This window comes from Serratia entomophila, assembly GCF_021462285.1.
In the GTDB taxonomy this organism is placed as follows: domain Bacteria; phylum Pseudomonadota; class Gammaproteobacteria; order Enterobacterales; family Enterobacteriaceae; genus Serratia; species Serratia entomophila.
In genome coordinates, this window is record NZ_CP082787.1 from 3,965,655 (window position 1) to 3,982,757 (window position 17,103).

Consider the following 17,103-nt stretch of genomic DNA (forward strand, 5'->3'; position numbering starts at 1 on the left):
ATTATCTGCCGCCGCGGATCAGCCCGCCCATGCCGCGCCGTTCCATAAAGGCCGCCACCAGATGGCGCACCTCGGTGGTCATCTGGGCGCTCAACACCCGCTGCGCCAGCCCCTCGGCGTCGGCCAGCTCAATGTGCCGCAGCAGGTATTTGATGCGTGCCACGCTGCGGCCGTTCATGCTCAAATTACGGTAACCCATGCCCACCAGCAGCAGCGCCCCCATGGGATCGCCCGCCAGCTCGCCGCACAGGCTGACCTGCAGCCCGGCCGCCTTGCCCTGATCGACGATCAGTTTCAGCACCTGCAGCATCGCGGGGTGCAGGCTGTCGTACAGCGACGCCACCCGGGTATTGTTGCGGTCCACCGCCAGCAGGTATTGGGTCAGGTCGTTGGTGCCGACCGAAATAAAATCAACCCGCGCCGCCAGATAGGGGATCAGGAAGATCATCGAAGGCACTTCCAGCATCACGCCGATCTTCGGTTTCGGGATCTCATAGCCCAAAACCTCTTCCACCTCACGCCCGGCGCGATCGATCAGGCGCTTGGCTTCATCGATCTCTTCAAGGCTGGTGATCATCGGCAGCAAAATGCCCAGGTTGCCGGTGCCGGCGTTGGCGCGCAGCATGGCGCGCACCTGGATCAGGAAGATTTCCGGTTGGTCCAGCGTGATGCGAATGCCGCGCCAGCCCAGGCAAGGGTTCTCCTCGCTGATAGGCATGTAGGGCAGCTGTTTGTCGGCGCCGATGTCCAGCGTACGCAAGGTGACCGGCTTGGTCGGGTAGAGCTGAAGCATGCCCTGATATTGCCCAACCTGCTCCTCTTCCGAGGGAAAACCGCTCTGCAGCATAAAGGGGATTTCGGTGCGGTACAGGCCGACGCCGTCAACCCGGCCGCCCAGCAGCTGCTCGTGTTCCGGGCTGAGGCCGGCGTTCAGCATCACCTGGATGCGCTCGCCGCTTTTCAACTGCGCCGGCTGCTCAACGTCGTCTTCCGCCAGCTTGCTCAACTCCAGCTCTTCGCTGATGAGCCGCTGGTACTCCTGCACCAGCACCGGCTCCGGGTCGACCAACAGTTCGCCGCGGTAACCGTCGACAATCAGCAACCGCTGGCTGAGCAGCGAAGGCTGAATATCGGCCCCCATCACCGTCGGCACGCCCATCGCCCGCACCAAAATAGCCGCGTGAGAGTTGGCCGCGCCGTCGCGCACCACCACGCCCACCAGGCGATCCTGCGGCACTTCGGCCAGCAGGGTGGCAGTCAGTTCATCCGCCACCAGCACGAATCGCGCCGGCCATTGGGTAGCGCCCTGGGTGGTGTCGTCGAGGTGGAATAATAAACGTTGGCCGAGCGCGCGCAGATCGCTGGCGCGCTCGCGCATGTAGGTATCCTGCAGGCTGGCAAACTGCTCGGCAAAGGCCTCTATCACCTGCTTTACCGCCCACTCGGCGACGGAACCGTTGTCAATTTCGGCAAACAGCTCGCGCTTGAGGCGGGCATCGTTCAGCAGGTGGGAGTACAGATCGAAGATCGCCGCGCTCTCTTTTTGCGAGCTGGCGGCAAAGCGCTTGCTGAAACGGCGGAACTCTGCGCCGGCTTCTTCCAGCGCCTGGGTCAGGCGTTCGCGCTCGCTGACGGTGTCCAGCGTCGAGGCGCGGTACACCTGATCGAGCGACGGCTGGCTGCTGTCTTGCCAGCCTTCCGCCACCGCCACGCCGGGCGACGCCGCCAGCGCACGGATGCGCGTCTGGCGATATTGGCCGAAAATGGCGTTAAGCTGCGACTGCGAGAGGATCCCGGCCATCTGCGTGGCCAGGGTCACCATGAAGGATTCTTCGCTTTCGTCGAACTGACGCAGTTCGCGCTGCTGCACCACCAGCACGCCCAGCAGTTGGCGACGATGAATGATCGGCACGCCGAGGAAAGATCGGAAACGATCTTCCTTGACCTGAGGAACGTATTTAAAGCTGGGGTGGCTCTGCGCGTCCGCCAGGTTAATCGGCTCCGCCCGCCGCCCCACCAGGCCCACGACGCCTTCATCGAAGGCCAGCGCAATGGTGCGCCCACGCGGTTTTTTCAACCCGCGTGTCGCCATCAGGTAATAACAACGGCGGTCATTGTCTGCCAGATAAATGGAACAGACCTCCGTATCCATCGCCAGACAAGTTTCATTGACCAAAAGATCCAGCGCATCCGTCAGGCTGGCCGCCGCGGCCACCTTCTCAACAATTTCTCGCAAGCGCGTGAGCATAGTCTGCTTAACTTAACCTCTCTTCCTGCGGTAAGCGGGGGCTTGCCGCTGCGCTGCCTGCTCCTGCATTGGCATCACGGTCACGGCGAATTCTTTCATCACCCGGCGGTAGACATCACGTTTGAACGACACCACCTGGCGCACCGGATACCAAAAACTCACCCAGCGCCAGCCGTCAAACTCCGGCGTGCTGCTGCGTTGCATATTGATATCGGCGTCGTTGCACATTAACTGCAACAAAAACCATTTCTGCTTCTGGCCGATACATACCGGCTTTGTGTCCCAACGCACCAAACGTTTTGGCAATTTATAGCGCAACCAGTTGCGGGTTGAGGCCAGGATACGCACATCCTTTTTGCTCAGCCCCACTTCTTCGAACAGTTCACGGTACATCGCCTGTTCCGGGGTTTCGCCAGGGTTAATCCCACCTTGGGGAAACTGCCAGGAGTGCTGACCGTAACGGCGGGCCCACAGGACCTGCCCCTGACGATTGCAGATTACGATACCAACATTCGGGCGGTAGCCATCATCATCGATCACCGGACTACCTCGATAAGCTTAAATTCGCATAGATGTCCTGATTGTTTCACACAAGCTACAGGCGGTAAACCACTGCTTTGCAGCACTGGGGAACGGATAACATTGGGATAACTCACAGATATTGGCAAAGTTATAAACATGCACCCGGTTTTTTGGTCGGTTTTATTCACTTTTTCTGTGGATAGGTGTGTGAAGAACTCTAGGAATAAGCTGGTACAACTCTGTTAACCGTAAAACGGACATTAAATTAAATTTATAATTAATACTTAAAATACAAAAAGATAATATACAATCCAGGGTTATAAACAGGGCAAAAATGTGATCTACGCACGGTTAGGATCTTGCCCTGGCGAAAGATCCACCAACGCCGTTTTTATCCACAGATTATCCGAGCAAGTTACGCACAAAACGGACAAATTCGTAAAAAACCCCCCGCGTCAAGGCTGTAAATCGAACCAGTGATCGGCAAAAATTTGGGTTATCCCATAAATCTGTGGATAAATAGGTGTAAGATCCTGTTTATTGTCGGTGGCTTCAGGTGCACAAGCGCCGGCCTGAATTTTCTTATAGCCCGGCGGTAGGAAAAAAAGCATGTAAAATCATGCTACTATTCTTCTTTTCCCCAGGCTTACGCTGCCGTTATCGGCTGCGTGCAAATGCAGTACGTTTTTCAACCAAAACTGACAGGCTTGATTTATGGCGTTTTTATCCCCCTTGCCCCCACCGCCGGAAAATGAACGGCAGCTGTTCGAGCGCGCGCAGGCGCTGGCCGGTTTTAGCCTGGGCGAACTGGCGGCCCGCGCGCAGTTGCCGATCCCTAAAGATCTGAAACGCGATAAAGGCTGGGTTGGCATGCTGCTGGAGCAGTATCTCGGCGCGATGGCGGGCAGCAAGCCAGAACAGGATTTTCCTGAATTGGGCATCGAGCTGAAAACCATCCCGATCGACGCCGCCGGCAAGCCGCTGGAGACCACCTTCGTTTGCGTGGCGCCGCTCACCGGCAACAGCGGCGTCACCTGGGCCAGCAGCCATGTGCGCCATAAGCTGGCGCGGGTGTTGTGGATACCGGTGGAGGGCGAACGGCAAATCCCGCTGGCGCAGCGGCGTGTCGGCTCACCGCTGCTCTGGAGCCCCAACGCCGCCGAGGAAGAGATGCTGCGCCGCGATTGGGAGGAACTGATGGACCTGATTGTGCTTGGCCACGTAGAGCGCATCACCGCCCGCCACGGCGAAGTGCTGCAGCTGCGCCCCAAAGCGGCCAACAGTAAGGCGCTGACCGAAGCCATTGGCGAACAGGGCCAGCCGATACTGACCTTGCCGCGCGGCTTTTACCTGAAAAAGAGCTTTACCGGCGCACTGCTGGCCCGGCATTTCTTTATCTGAACCTGAACCCCTTCGTTTAGTCGGCGTTTAGGTAACTCTGTCAGCGCAGCGATAAACGGGTATAATTCACTCTTTGCATTTATTGAAGGTGTGCTGGGCAATGTTCGAATGGATTATGGATCCCAATGCCTGGTTAGCGTTAGGTACGCTGACCATTCTGGAGATCGTGCTGGGTATTGATAACATTATTTTCCTTTCCCTGGTGGTGGCCAAATTACCTAAAGCGCAGCAGAACAAGGCGCGCCGCATAGGCCTGGCCGCCGCCATGCTGATGCGCCTGGCGCTGCTGGCTTCTATCGCCTGGGTGATCCGCCTGACCCATCCGCTGTTCACCGTGATGGATCACAGCATTTCCGCCCGCGATCTGATCCTGCTGTTGGGCGGGCTGTTCCTGATCTGGAAAGCCAGCAAAGAGATCCATGAAACCATCGAAGGATCGGAAGAAGAACATCATACCAAGGTGCACAGCTTCTTCGGCGCTATCGTGCAAATCATGCTGCTGGACATCATCTTTAGCCTGGACTCGGTGATTACCGCCGTGGGCCTGTCCGATCATCTGTTCATCATGATGGCGGCGGTGGTGATCGCCGTTGGGGTGATGATGTTCGCCGCCCGCCCGATCGGCGAGTTCGTTAACCGCCACCCATCGGTGAAAATGCTGGCGCTGGCGTTCCTGATCCTGGTGGGCTTCACCCTGATGCTGGAAAGCTTCCAGGTGCATGTACCTAAAGGTTACATCTACTTCGCCATGTTCTTCTCGATGGCGGTGGAAGCGCTCAACCTGATGCGCAGCAAAAAGAGCAGCGCCACTGAATAATCCCCCCGGCGGGAGCCGCTTATGGCGGTTCCCGTTCTCCCCCCGATTCACCTTTGTTACTGTTAATCGTCAAGATAAAGACTTATCTGAGACGCCATCTTTCGATAGTTTGCTAACCTTAGAAGAACGTTCTTTTCTGCATAACTGAGGATCCGCAGGATGAAAAAGTGGGTAATGGCAATATCTGCACTGGTTATGGCCGCCGGTCTGGCGGGCTGCTCCAGTGATTACGTGATGGCGACCAAAGACGGCAATATGATCCTGACCCAGGGCAAACCGGAACTCGACCAGGATACCGGCCTGATCAGCTACAAGGATGAGAAAGGCAACAACCGCCAAATCAATGGCGATCAGGTTTCTCAGGTGATCGAACGCTGATCCCGCCGCTGGCTATCGCACCTCTCCAGCGCGATAGCCTCCGCCCCCTTTCCGCATTGAATCCACTTTCCCCATCATCACGGCTTGGTTATAGTCAGAAAAGGCGATATCACCGCCCGACGGGTTATGTGCCGTAACCTGATACCAGGCTCCTGTTTCACCGGGCTCAGTGGCCCGCAAGCGCTAACAAGAAAGGAAGGCCGTTAATGCAATACCACCGTATTCCCCACAGTTCTTTAGAAGTGAGCGTGCTGGGACTGGGCACCATGACCTTTGGCGAGCAAAACACTGAAGCCGATGCCCACGCGCAGCTGGACTATGCATTAGCCGCAGGCATCAACCTGATAGACACCGCCGAGCTGTATCCGGTGCCGCCCCGCCCGGAAACCCAGGGGCTGACCGAGCAATATATCGGCAGTTGGATCAAGGCGCGCGGCAACCGCGAGAAAATCGTGCTGGCCAGCAAGGTTTCCGGGCCGGTGCGCGGCAACGACAGCAGCATTCGCCCGCAGCAGGCGCTGGATCGCAAGAATATCCGCGCTGCTCTGGACGCCAGCCTGAAACGGCTGAACACCGATTATCTCGATCTGTACCAACTGCACTGGCCGCAGCGCAGCGCCAATTTCTTCGGCAAGCTGAATTATCAATATACGGAAGACAAAGCCGCGGTGACGCTGCTGGAAACGCTGGAAGCGCTCACCGAGCAGGTGCGCGCGGGCAAAATCCGCTATATCGGGGTATCCAACGAAACGCCCTGGGGCGTGATGCGCTATCTGCAGCTGGCTGAAAAACACGAACTGCCGCGCATCGTGTCGATCCAGAACCCGTACAGCCTGCTGAACCGCAGCTTTGAAGTGGCGCTGGCGGAGATCAGCCAGCACGAAGGCGTTGAACTGCTGGCCTATTCCAGCCTGGCGTTCGGCACCCTGAGCGGCAAATACCTTAACGGCGCCCAACCGGCCGGGGCGCGCAATACGCTGTTTACCCGTTTCAACCGCTATTCCGGGCCGCAAACCCAGCTGGCGATTGCCGAGTACGTAGCGCTGGCCAAGAAGCACGGGCTGGATCCTTCGCAGATGGCGTTGGCCTTTGTGCGCCAGCAGCCGTTCGTGGCCAGCACCCTGCTGGGCGCCACGACGCTGGCGCAATTGAAAACCAACATCGACAGTTTCAATCTGGTGTTGGATGAAGAAGTGCTGCAGGCGCTGGAAGAAATTCACACCCGCTTCACCATTCCCGCCCCCTAAAGATTCAGGGCGCAGCGTGCTGCGCCCCTGTTTCATCACCTTGAGCGGCGCTGTGAAAGCCAAAGGGTGCCGATAGCCAGCGCAAACACCATGCCAAAGCCAACCCCGACACCCACGACCGGTACGCCCAGCTTAACCACCAGCGAATACAGCCCCAGCATCAGCAACATAGCGGCGTTTTCGCCGAGGTTTTGCACCGCGATGGCGTTGCCGGCCCCGACCGACCGTTTCCCCCGCTCCTGCAGCAGCGCATTCAGCGGCACCACAAAGAAACCGCCCAGCATACCGATGATCGCCAGCAGCGCGTAAGCGTTGAACATGGCGGTTTGCAGCGCAAATACCGCCACCGCCACGCCGATCAGAATGCCGGCCGGCATGCAGCGCCTGACCGTCTCCAGCGTCACGAAGCGCGCTGCGGCACCGGCCCCGACCACAATGCCGACGGCCACCATGGCGTTCAGCAGCGTCGGCGTGGCGTTGTCGGCGATACCCAGCGCCACCGGCACCCACAGTACCAGCAGGAAGCGCAGCGTGACGCCGGCGCCCCAGAACAGGCTGGTGCCAATCAGCGAAAACCGCGTCTGGCCGTCGCGCCACAGCGCCGCACAGGCGGCGAAGAAGCTGTGGGTCATAGCCCGCGGCCGCCAGGAAACGCCCGGCCGCGCCGCCGCCAAACGCGGGATATACAGGTTGGCGACCACCGCCGCGGCATATACCAGCGCACAGACCGCCAGCGCCGCCACAATGTGCCAGTCGGCCAAAATGCCGCCGGCCACCGATCCGGTGAGGATGGCGGCGATGGTCGACGCCTCCATCAGGCCGTTGGCCTTGACCAGCTTCTCGCCGCTGGTGATCTCGCCGAGGATGCCGTATTTGGCCGGAGAATAAGCGGCGGCGCCCACGCCCACCAGGCTGTAACCGAGGAACGGATTGAGCCCGAAACAGATAGCCAACGCACCGGCCAGCTTCAGCCCGTTGGCCACCATCATCACCCGCCCTTTGGCGAAGCTGTCGGCAATCTGGCCGACAAAGGGCGCCAAAACGATATAGGTCGCGACAAAGGCCATCTGCAGTATCGGCTGGCTCCAGTCCGGGTACAGCTGCTGTTTAATCAGCGCCAGCGTGGCGAACAGCAGCGCATTATCACCGAAAGCGGACAAAAACTGCGCGCAGATCACGGCGATCATGCCGCGAGACAGCAAAGGGGGATCGTTAGGCAACGACGGGTTCATCAGGCACTCTCCGGCTGTTCGGCCATATTACGCAGGGTGACAAAATCCGGTTTGCCGCTGCCCAGCACCGGCAGCGTCTTCAGGATACGGATATCGCGCGGCACCGCCAGCTCCGGGCTGCCCAGCTCGCGCGCCACCCGCAGCAGCGCTTCGCGGGTCACGGCGGCGTCGGTGGTGAACAACACCAGCGCCTCGCCTTTGCTGCTGTCGCTTTTTACCGTCGCGGCATGCAGTTTCTCCGGCGACAGGCGCTGCGCCAGCAGTTCGACGCTCTCCAGCGAAACCATTTCGCCGGCCAGCTTGGCGAAGCGCTTCACCCGGCCGCGGATCACGCAGTAGCCCTGATCGTCCAGGCTAACGATATCGCCGGTGTCGTACCAGCCCGGCTGCAGTTCGCCGTTGGCGTCTTCCGCCGCCGGCGGCTCCAGCTCGCCCGGGCGCTCGACGCGCAGATAACCTTTCATGATGTTCGGGCCTTTCAGCTGCAGGCGCCCGCCGTTATCGATGCCCGGCACCGCCATCAGGCGCGCCTCCATCTGCGGCATGATGCGGCCAACGGTGCCGACCTTCGCCGCCAGCGGCACGTTGATCGACACCACCGGCGCACATTCGGTCACGCCATAACCTTCCAGAATACGGATGCCGTATTTGTCCTGATAAATCTGCCGGGTGCTGTCCGCCAGCTTCTCCGCCCCGGCCACCACGTAGCGCAGGCGGGCAAAGTCATAGGGGTGAGCGAAGCGCGCATAGTTGTTGAGGAAGGTGGCGGTGCCGAACAGCACCGTGCAGTTTTGGTCGTACACCAGCTCCGGCACCACGCGATAATGCAGCGGGCTGGGGTACAGAAAAATACGGCTGCCGGTCATCAGCGGCGTAATCAACCCGACCGTCAGGCCAAACGAATGGAACAGCGGCAGCGAGGACATAAAGCGATCGCGCGGGGTAAAGTCGGCGATGGTGCGGATCTGCTCCACGTTGGCCAGCAGGCTGGCGTGCGAATGCACCACGCCCTTGGGGTTGCCTTCGGAACCGGAGGTAAACAGGATCAGCGCCGCATCCTCCGGCCGCTGGGGCAGCATGGCGCGCTGCGGCTGCAGCAGGTGCCGCAGGATCCACAGCTTGTCCGCCAGGGTGACGGTATCCTTCAGGTCTTCCAGATAGACCCAGTTGGCCGCCGGCACCTGCTCCGGCAAATGGGTCAGCTTGCCCTTTTCCAGGAACTGGCGCGAGGTGACGATGGTTTTGATGCTCGCCGCCGTCATGGCACTTTTCAGACCGTTGACACCGGCGGTGTAGTTAAGCATCGCCGGAATACGGTTGCGCAGCGAAGCGCCGAAAATCGCCGCGGCGGTAATGGTCGCGTTCGGCAGCAGCAGGCCGACATGCTCGCCTTCGGCGGTAAAGCGCTGCAGGATGCGGCTGACGCCCAGGCACTTTTTAAGCAGCGTCTGATAGCTGTCTTCCTTGAACGAAATGTCTTCAATGCACGGCTTGCTGCGCCCGTAGCGATGCCGGGCCGCCAACAGGGCGCTGAACAGCGTTTGCGGCTCGCGGGTGTCCATCCGCGCCTTCATCATGATCTGCATCAGCCGGTCACCGGCCAACGCGCGGCGCTCTCGGGCGCGCGGTGCCTCCGGCATCGGCAGGTGGGTCGGCGGCAGGATGCGAATGCTGATTTGCGGGAACCAGCGGATTTTGAACACGCCGGCCATGCGGCCAAACGGGCTGAACTCGGCGCCGTCCAGCCGTATCGGCACAATGGTCGCGCCCGACTTGGCGGCGATGAAGGCCGCGCCGTCATACACCTTCATCAGCGAGCCGGTCACGGTGATGCGGCCTTCGGGGAATACCACGATCGGCCTGCCCTGTTCGACCATGCGCACCAGCTGCTTGATCGCCATCGGTTTGGTCGGGTCAAGGTACACCAGATCGATATAGGGTTTCAGCCAGCGCATAAACCAGCGATCGCCGATGCTGGCGTAGACCGCAAATACCGGTTTAATCGGCAGAAACAACGCCAGCAGCACGCCGTCGAGGAAAGAAATGTGGTTGGGCGCAATCAGCAGCTTTTGCTGCTCGAAGTGCCTGACGTCGCCCTCGACCCGCACCCGGTACAGCAGGCGGAACAGCGCGCGCAGCAGTGAAAAGATCATGCCCTTCTCCCTTGGCAAAGAATGAGTGTATACCCAATAGATTTTAAGGTGCGGGAAGGCGGCAAGCATACGAATCCCCAAGAGCTTACTGAAGTAAGTGATTGGGGTGAAAACGCGCAGCCAACACACCAGCGCCTTGAAATATGAAGGGTATAAATGATTGTGGGGAAAAGAATACTATATGGCGGGCAAAAAAAAACCTACGCATCCGCGTAGGTTGGTGCAATTGAAAATGGCTTCAACATACAGAGTATGCTGATTTCTCACCAATCAATACCTCTGGGATCACCTACTCTAGAGAGATGGCGCGCAGGAAACTATCGCCGAATCGCAAGAGTTCTGCTCTAAATGCAACCAGCTGTAAATTTCCCGCGATCTACTGAAATAACTCAATGAAACTTCAACGATACCGGCGGCGAAAAGAAAAATAATGGCGCCGGAAAACCGCCTGACAGGCAAAAAAAAACCTACGCATCTGCGTAGGTTGGTGCAATTAATTTGGGTTCAACGCACGGGGCGTTGAAACTCACCAATCAATACCTCTGGGACCCTCACTCTACCCTGCTGCACGAAAAACCGACCAGCGGGCAATCGCAACATTAGGGCGCAAAGTGTAACCAGCAGTGTAAAACGGCCGACGCCATCATTTAACGCGCGCTTACTTCCACCAGACAGCTCATGGCGTTCGGCCCCTGGGTCAGGGGCGAGGTGCCGATATCCAGCGTCAGCACGTTCGGGTTGCCGGACTGTTCGACCGGCAGGCGCTGCGCGCCAAAGCCGGGATCGAACCAGGCGCCGGTGGCCATCACCACCACCCCGCGGGTCACGCCGTCGGTAATCGACACCCCCGCCAGGCAGCGGCCGCGCGCATTGCTGACCTCAACTTCCGCGCCTGGCCCAATGCCCCGCGAGGCCGCATCGTCCGGATGCATGTATAGCGTCTCGCGCCCGGCGGTCTTGTTGCCCTGCGCCAACGGCGCCGGATCCAGCTGGCTATGCAAGCGATCGGCCGGCTGGATGGTGATCAGATGCAGCGGCCAGGTTTTGGCCTGCTCTGCCCCCAACCACTCCACCGGCGGCTGCCACTGCGGGTGCGGGGCAAAATCCGCATAGCGGTAGCCGGCGATCTGCTCGCTGAACAGCTCTATCTTACCGCTCGGCGTGCGCAGCGGATTGGCCTGCGGATCCTGGCGAAACGCATCGAAGAACACGAACTCTTTCGCCGGCGCCGGCAACTCGATATATCCTTTGCGCCAAAATTCGTCGAACGCCGGCCATTCGACCCCGGCGTTGCCCTGCCCCTTGCCGCACTGCCGATAGATATATTCGATCCAGGCACGTTCATCGCGATCCTCGGTAAAGCGTTGGCGGTAACCCAACCGCTCCGCCAGATCGGCGAAAATGTCAAAATCGTTGCGCGCCTGATGCTGAGGAGCGATCGCCTGGTGCATCGCCAGCACGTAACGATCGCGCGAGGATCCGCCGATATCATTGCGCTCCAGCGAACTGGTGACCGGCAGCACGATGTCCGCCATTTTGGCCGCCGGCGTCCACCAAATGTCCTGCACTATCACCGTATCCGGTTTTTGCCAGCCCTCCACCAACCGGTTCAATTGCTGATGATGATGGAAAGGATTGCCGCCGGCCCAATGCACCAGGTGAATATCCGGATAGCGCAGCGTCTCGCCACGAAACTGATAGCTTTCACCCGGCTGCAGCAGCATGTCGCAGATGCGCGCCACCGGGATCGCCAACCCGGCGGGATTGTCGCCGACCGGCATGGTCGGCGCGGGCGTGTCCACCCGCGGGTTGCCGACGCCGTTCATCGAACCGTGGCCAAACGAGAAGCCGCCGCCCGGCAGCCCCACCTGGCCAAGCATCGCCGACAGCGCAATCATCATCCAGTACGGCTGCTCGCCGCGGTGGGCGCGCTGTACCGAATAAGAACAGGTGATAAAACTGCGCACGCCGATCAGCTGTTGTGCCAGCCGCACGATGCGCGCCGCCGGAATGCCGGTAATGGCGGCGGCCCACGCGGGGGTTTTCGCCACGCCGTCGGTTTCGCCGTTAAGGTAGGCCAGCAACTGTGGGTAACCGACGCAGTGGCCGTTCAGGAAACCTTCGTCCTGCGCGCCCCGGCGCTGGATTTCATACGCCAGCGCCAGCATCAGCGCCACGTCGGTATTTGGCCGAATGGGGATCCACTCGGCGTTGACGAAATCGGGGCAGTCGTCGCGCAGCGGGCTGATGTTGATCACCGGCGTGCCCTTGCCCGCCAGTTTTTGCAACCAGGGCTTGAGCGCATGCTCCGCCGCGCCGCCGGACGAAACCTGAGCATTCTTCAGCGCCAATCCGCCGAAGGCGATAAACAGCTCGCAATGTTCCACCACGCTCGGCCAACTGGTGACGCGCCCGGTCAGCGGCGAGAACGTGCCGATGACATACGGCAGGAAAAATTGCGCTGAGCCCCAGCTGTAGTTGCCCTGCTGATCGACGCCGCCGCCGCCGCTGAAGTAAAACCGCCGCACCAGCGAACGCGCATGGTGCAAACGCCCGGCGGACGACCAGCCGTAAGAGCCGGTAAACAGGCCCGAAGGCCCGTAGCTGTCACGCACCCGGCGGTTCTCCTCCGCCACCAGATCGAGCGCCAGCTCCCAGTCCACTTCAACAAAGTCTTCCCGGCCGCGCAGCGTGCGATCGCTGCCTTCGCGCTTTTGCAGCCAGGAACGGCGCACCGCCGGCTTGCGGATGCGCTTGTCGGAATAGACCATCGGCACGATAGAGTCGAGCAGCGGGGAAGGATCGGGATCTGCGGCGAAGGGCTCACAGCGGATGAGCCTGCCGTCTTCAACCACGGCGGTGTACGCCCCCCAATGAGCGAGCTGCGGATAACGTTTTATGGACATGGCGATCTCGGGCAACAACAGGTGTGCAAAAGTTACCTCAGCCGGCGGGCGGATCCCAAGCACAAAATGCGCTAACGGCGCATCCCCCGCGACGAGCAGCCAATATCTGCAACGGCGGCCACAAGTTACGCACGACAGCGCTTGCAGCTCCCGGTTTTTTCCGCAAGACTGAGGAATGTAAGCGATTACCCAGGATGTATTGCAAATATGGCTACGATAAAGGATGTTGCCAGGCTGGCGGGTGTTTCCGTGGCCACGGTATCCCGCGTGATAAACAATTCCCCCAAGGCCAGCGAAGGCTCGCGCACTGCGGTGCAGGCCGCCATGGCGCAACTGCAGTATCACCCCAACGCCAACGCCCGCGCGCTGGCACAGCAATCGACCGAGACGCTCGGCCTGATTGTCTCCGACGTTTCCGATCCTTTCTTCGGCGCGATGGTGAAAGCGGTTGAACAGGTGGCCTACGCCACCCACAATTTCCTGCTGATTGGCAACGGTTACCATGAAGCGGAGAAAGAACGCCAGGCGATCGAACAGCTGGTGCGGCATCGCTGCGCCGCGCTGGTGGTGCACGCCAAGCGGCTGACCGATCAGGAGCTCAGCGGCTGGATGCAGCAGATCCCGGGCATGGTGCTGATCAACCGCACGCTGCCGGGATTTGAAACGCGCTGCGTGGCGCTGGACGATCGTTATGGCGCCTGGCTGGCGACCCGCCACCTGATCCAGCAAGGCCATCAGCGTATCGCCATCATCTGTTCCACCCACCAGATTTCCGACGCCACCGATCGCCTGCAGGGCTACCTTGATGCGCTGCAGGAGCACGGCATTGCGGTGGACGAGAAGCTGATTGCCTATGGCGAGCCGGATGAAGTCGGCGGCGAACAGGCGATGACCGAACTGCTTGGCCGCGGTAAAAACTTCACCGCCGTCACCTGTTACAACGATCCGATGGCCGCCGGCGCGCTGTCGGTGCTGAGTGACAACAGCGTTGACGTGCCAGGCGAAATTTCCCTGATTGGTTTTGATGACGTGCTGATTTCACGCTATCTGCGGCCGCGCCTGACCACCATCCGCTACCCGATCGTGGCGATGGCGACCCAGGCGGCGGAGCTGGCGCTGGCGCTGGCCAACCGCCAGCCGCTGCCGGAAATCACCAACATGTTCAGCCCTACGCTGGTGCGGCGCCATTCGGTCGCCAGCATCAATAACGTTTACGAGCAGAATTAATCCAGCGTTCGGTGATACAGCCGCACCGGGCGATCGGGGTAATCCAGCCCATCACCGATGTAACGCCAGCCGTGACGTTCGTAATAGCCGCTGAATTCGGCGTAAAGATACAGCTCAGAGAAGCCGGCGCGCCGGCCGTATTCCTGCACGTGCTGCTGCAACCGCAGGCCCAAACCGCCGCCGCGCCGGCTTTCTTCTACGTATAACGCCGCCAGCCAAGGGGTCAGATCCTGCCGGCTGATCAGGTCGCAACGCCACAGGCCGACGGTGCCCAGCGGCCTTCCCTCCTGCAGCGCGATAAAGGTGATCGGCAGGCCCGCGCCGCGCAGGCTGCTCTCCACCACGCTGGCGAAAAACGCACGGCTGTTCTCGCTGCCGAACGCCCGCCACAGCCAGTCGATCACCTGTTGCCGATGCTGCGGGCAGTCCGCCAGCGGCACGATATCAATCCCGTCGTCCATTTGTTTCTCCTGGTTGTCCAGCCAGTCTACGTTCGTTGCGGCGCGGCGAAAACCCCCGCTGAAAAAGCCGCGCAGCCTTGGGCTAACCCTATGCTAGACTGAGCATTATTTGCCACATTGGACGTTGAAAGGGGTTAGCCGCTGATGATCACCATGCTGGATGTTTCCATTCGCGCGGGGGTGTCCAAAGCCACGGTTTCGCGCGTGCTGAATGGCACCGGCCAGGTGAAAAAAAGCACCCGGGAGGCGGTGTTCAGGGCAATGGATGAGCTGGGCTATCGGCCGAATTTTTTGGCGCAGTCGCTGGCAAACAGAAGCTCCAACAGCATCGGCCTGGTGGTCTCCAACTTCGACGGCCCCTACTTTGGCCGCCTGCTGCGCCAGGCCGCCAAGCAAACTGAAGCCAGCGGCAAACACCTTATCGTCACCGACGGCCACGATACGCCGGAAGACGAACTGCAGGCGGTGCAGCTGTTGGCCGACCGCCGCTGCGACGCCATCGTGCTCTATACCCGCTTCATGTCCGAAGAGGCGCTGATGCACCTGCTGGAAAAACTGCCGGTGCCGGTGATGGTGATCAACCGCGATCTGCCGCAGGCGCGCTCGCGCTGCGTATTCTTCGAACAGCAGCAGGCCGCCTTCCATGCGGTGGATTATCTGATTCGCCAGGGGCATCGCGATGTCGCCTGCATCACCGGCCCGATCGCCACGCCAACCGCCCAGGCGCGACTGGCGGGGTATCGGCAGGCGTTGGCCCATCACCAGATTACCTTTGACGATGCCCGGGTGGCCCACGGAGACAGCCGCGTAGAAAGCGGCTATCGCGGCGCTCAGCGCCTGCTGGCCGGCGGAACCCGCTTCAGCGCACTGTTCGCCTGCAACGACGACATGGCAATCGGCGCGATGAAAGCGCTGCAGGAAGCCGGCAAGCGGCTGCCGCAGGACGTCTCGCTATTCGGCTTCGACGACGAACCCAGCGCCGCCTATCTGCAACCCGCTCTCTCCACCGTTTACCTGCCGATCGACAGCATGATTGAAGCCGCCATCAGCCAGGCGTTACGCCTGATCGGCGGCGAAAAGGTGCAGCCGCTGGCGCCGTTCACCGGCGAACTGAAACTGCGCGACTCAGTCGCGCCCGGCCCCTACGCCAGCTCATTGCCGCTGGCGCAGACGCCGTGACAACGCCGCTAAGCCGTCAGATCAGTTCCAGCGCGATCAGCTCTTCGATGGTCTGGCGGCGGCGGATCAGGCGCGGCTCGCCGTTTTCGAACAGCACTTCCGGCAGCAGCGGGCGGCTGTTGTAATTGGAAGACATCGATGAACCGTAAGCACCGGTGTCGTGGAACACCAGATAATCGCCTATGTTCACCGGCGGCAGTTCGCGGGTTTCCAGCCCACCGCCCGCCTGCTGGGTAAAGACGTCGCCCGATTCGCACAGCGGCCCGGCGATCACCGTGTCGCGCAGCGGCTGCTGCGCCGTATCGCGGCCATCCGCCGGCAGCAGCGAAATATGATGATAGCTGCCGTACATTGCCGGGCGCATCAGATCGTTAAACCCGGCGTCCACCAACACGAAATTGCGGCTGCCCATGCTTTTCACCGCGCGCACCTCGGCCACCAGCACCCCAGCCTCTGCCATCAGGAAGCGCCCCGGCTCAATCTCCAGATGCACCGGATGGCCCAAATGGGCGGCAATGCGTTCGCGCGCGCTGTTCCAAAGGCCAAAATAATGTTCAGTATCAACCGCCTCCTCACCGAACTGGTAAGGAACAGACAGCCCGCCGCCGGCGGAAATGGCGCTGATGTCCTGGCCAAGTTCAATCACCTGCTGCACCATCGCATCACAAACGCGCTCCAGGTGCTGGTAGTCGACGCCTGAGCCTATATGCATATGCACGCCGATCAACTTCAGGCCATATTGCTGAATTTTTTCCACCGCCTGCGGCAAATCGGCATACCAAATACCGTGCTTGCTGTTTTCACCGCCGGTATTGGTTTTCTGGCTATGGCCGTGGCCAAAGCCCGGGTTGACGCGCAGCCACACCGGGTGCCCGGAGGAAGCCTGGCCCAGCTGATCCAACATGTCGATGGAGCCGGCGTTCACCGGAATTTTCAGCTCGCTGACGCGCGCCAGCGTCGCCTGATCCAGCAGATCGGCGGTAAACACGATCTCGCTCGGTTCGCCGCCCGGTTGAAAACCCGCCTGCAGCGCGCGTTCTATCTCTCCCAGTGACACCGAATCCACTTTCACGCCCTGCTCGCGCATCAGACGCAAAATATGGATGTTCGAACAGGCTTTCTGAGCGAAGCGGATCACGTCAAAGTGACGCAGCTGAGCGATGCGCTGGCTGATGATGTCCGCATCGTAGGCCCAAACCGGGCAACCGAAGCGCTGCGGCAACGCCAGCAGGTTAGCGGCATTCAGGGCGGTGGTGGTGGTGTTCAACGGGCGAGGCATGATGGTGTTCCCAAAGCGAAAGCGGTTGCTGATAGACATCCATAGTGCCGCAC

The 17,103-nt window shown here is 60.4% G+C and carries 13 protein-coding genes; 6 read left to right on the forward strand and 7 right to left on the reverse strand.

The features are described from left to right. Position 1: 1 nt before the first annotated feature. Together ptsP and rppH are read right to left on the reverse strand one after the other, a co-directional pair. Positions 2-2,248, reverse strand: a complete 2,247-nt coding sequence (ptsP, locus tag KHA73_RS19195) for a phosphoenolpyruvate--protein phosphotransferase (RefSeq protein WP_234586030.1) — start codon at positions 2,246-2,248, stop codon at positions 2-4. Positions 2,249-2,260: 12 nt separating this feature from the next. Continuing rightward, positions 2,261-2,788 carry an RNA pyrophosphohydrolase gene (gene rppH, locus KHA73_RS19200; RefSeq protein WP_234586032.1) on the reverse strand — a complete coding sequence of 176 codons (528 nt, stop codon included), beginning with the start codon at positions 2,786-2,788 and terminating at the stop codon, positions 2,261-2,263. A 696-nt stretch (positions 2,789-3,484) separates the two neighbouring features. Here rppH and mutH point away from each other — a divergent pair. The 4 genes from mutH (at position 3,485) to KHA73_RS19220 (ending at position 6,613) form a co-directional block, all read left to right on the forward strand. After that, positions 3,485-4,171: a DNA mismatch repair endonuclease MutH gene (gene mutH / locus KHA73_RS19205; RefSeq protein WP_234586034.1), complete on the forward strand. Its 687-nt coding sequence runs from the start codon at positions 3,485-3,487 to the stop codon at positions 4,169-4,171. 100 nt (positions 4,172-4,271) lie between these two features. Next, complete coding sequence (locus KHA73_RS19210; protein ID WP_234586036.1) at positions 4,272-4,988, forward strand: TerC family protein; 717 nt, start codon at positions 4,272-4,274, stop codon at positions 4,986-4,988. A gap of 159 nt (positions 4,989-5,147) precedes the next feature. Then, positions 5,148-5,366 carry a YgdI/YgdR family lipoprotein gene (locus tag KHA73_RS19215; RefSeq protein ID WP_234586037.1) on the forward strand — a complete coding sequence of 73 codons (219 nt, stop codon included), beginning with the start codon at positions 5,148-5,150 and terminating at the stop codon, positions 5,364-5,366. A 206-nt stretch (positions 5,367-5,572) separates the two neighbouring features. Next, entirely contained in the window at positions 5,573-6,613 is a 1,041-nt protein-coding gene (locus tag KHA73_RS19220) for an NADP(H)-dependent aldo-keto reductase (RefSeq protein ID WP_234586039.1), read from the forward strand. 35 nt (positions 6,614-6,648) lie between these two features. On the opposite strand, the gene lplT is transcribed toward KHA73_RS19220, so the two are convergent. From lplT to KHA73_RS19235, 3 genes are all read right to left on the reverse strand, one after another. Next, complete coding sequence (gene lplT, locus KHA73_RS19225) at positions 6,649-7,845, reverse strand: lysophospholipid transporter LplT (protein WP_234586041.1); 1,197 nt, start codon at positions 7,843-7,845, stop codon at positions 6,649-6,651. Continuing rightward, positions 7,845-9,998 carry a bifunctional acyl-ACP--phospholipid O-acyltransferase/long-chain-fatty-acid--ACP ligase gene (gene aas / locus KHA73_RS19230; protein ID WP_234586043.1) on the reverse strand — a complete coding sequence of 718 codons (2,154 nt, stop codon included), beginning with the start codon at positions 9,996-9,998 and terminating at the stop codon, positions 7,845-7,847. The genes lplT and aas overlap by 1 nt, the downstream gene beginning before the upstream one ends. Before the next feature lie 647 nt (positions 9,999-10,645). Beyond that, entirely contained in the window at positions 10,646-12,904 is a 2,259-nt protein-coding gene (locus KHA73_RS19235) for a molybdopterin guanine dinucleotide-containing S/N-oxide reductase (protein ID WP_234586044.1), read from the reverse strand. 207 nt (positions 12,905-13,111) lie between these two features. Here KHA73_RS19235 and galR point away from each other — a divergent pair, with 207 nt between their 5' ends. Further along, positions 13,112-14,131, forward strand: a complete 1,020-nt coding sequence (gene galR / locus KHA73_RS19240; protein WP_234586045.1) for an HTH-type transcriptional regulator GalR — start codon at positions 13,112-13,114, stop codon at positions 14,129-14,131. Here galR and KHA73_RS19245 read toward each other — a convergent pair. Next, entirely contained in the window at positions 14,128-14,592 is a 465-nt protein-coding gene (locus KHA73_RS19245; protein ID WP_234586046.1) for a GNAT family N-acetyltransferase, read from the reverse strand. The two genes, galR and KHA73_RS19245, sit on opposite strands and share 4 nt — an antisense overlap. Before the next feature lie 144 nt (positions 14,593-14,736). Between KHA73_RS19245 and KHA73_RS19250 the strand changes: the two genes are divergently transcribed. After that, positions 14,737-15,771 carry a LacI family DNA-binding transcriptional regulator gene (locus KHA73_RS19250; RefSeq protein WP_234586047.1) on the forward strand — a complete coding sequence of 345 codons (1,035 nt, stop codon included), beginning with the start codon at positions 14,737-14,739 and terminating at the stop codon, positions 15,769-15,771. 16 nt (positions 15,772-15,787) lie between these two features. Here the strand turns inward: KHA73_RS19250 and lysA are convergent, their stop codons facing one another. Next, a complete protein-coding gene (lysA, locus tag KHA73_RS19255; RefSeq protein ID WP_234591334.1) occupies positions 15,788-17,050 on the reverse strand; it encodes a diaminopimelate decarboxylase in 1,263 nt (420 codons plus the stop codon). Between the last annotated feature and the right edge of the window lie 53 nt (positions 17,051-17,103).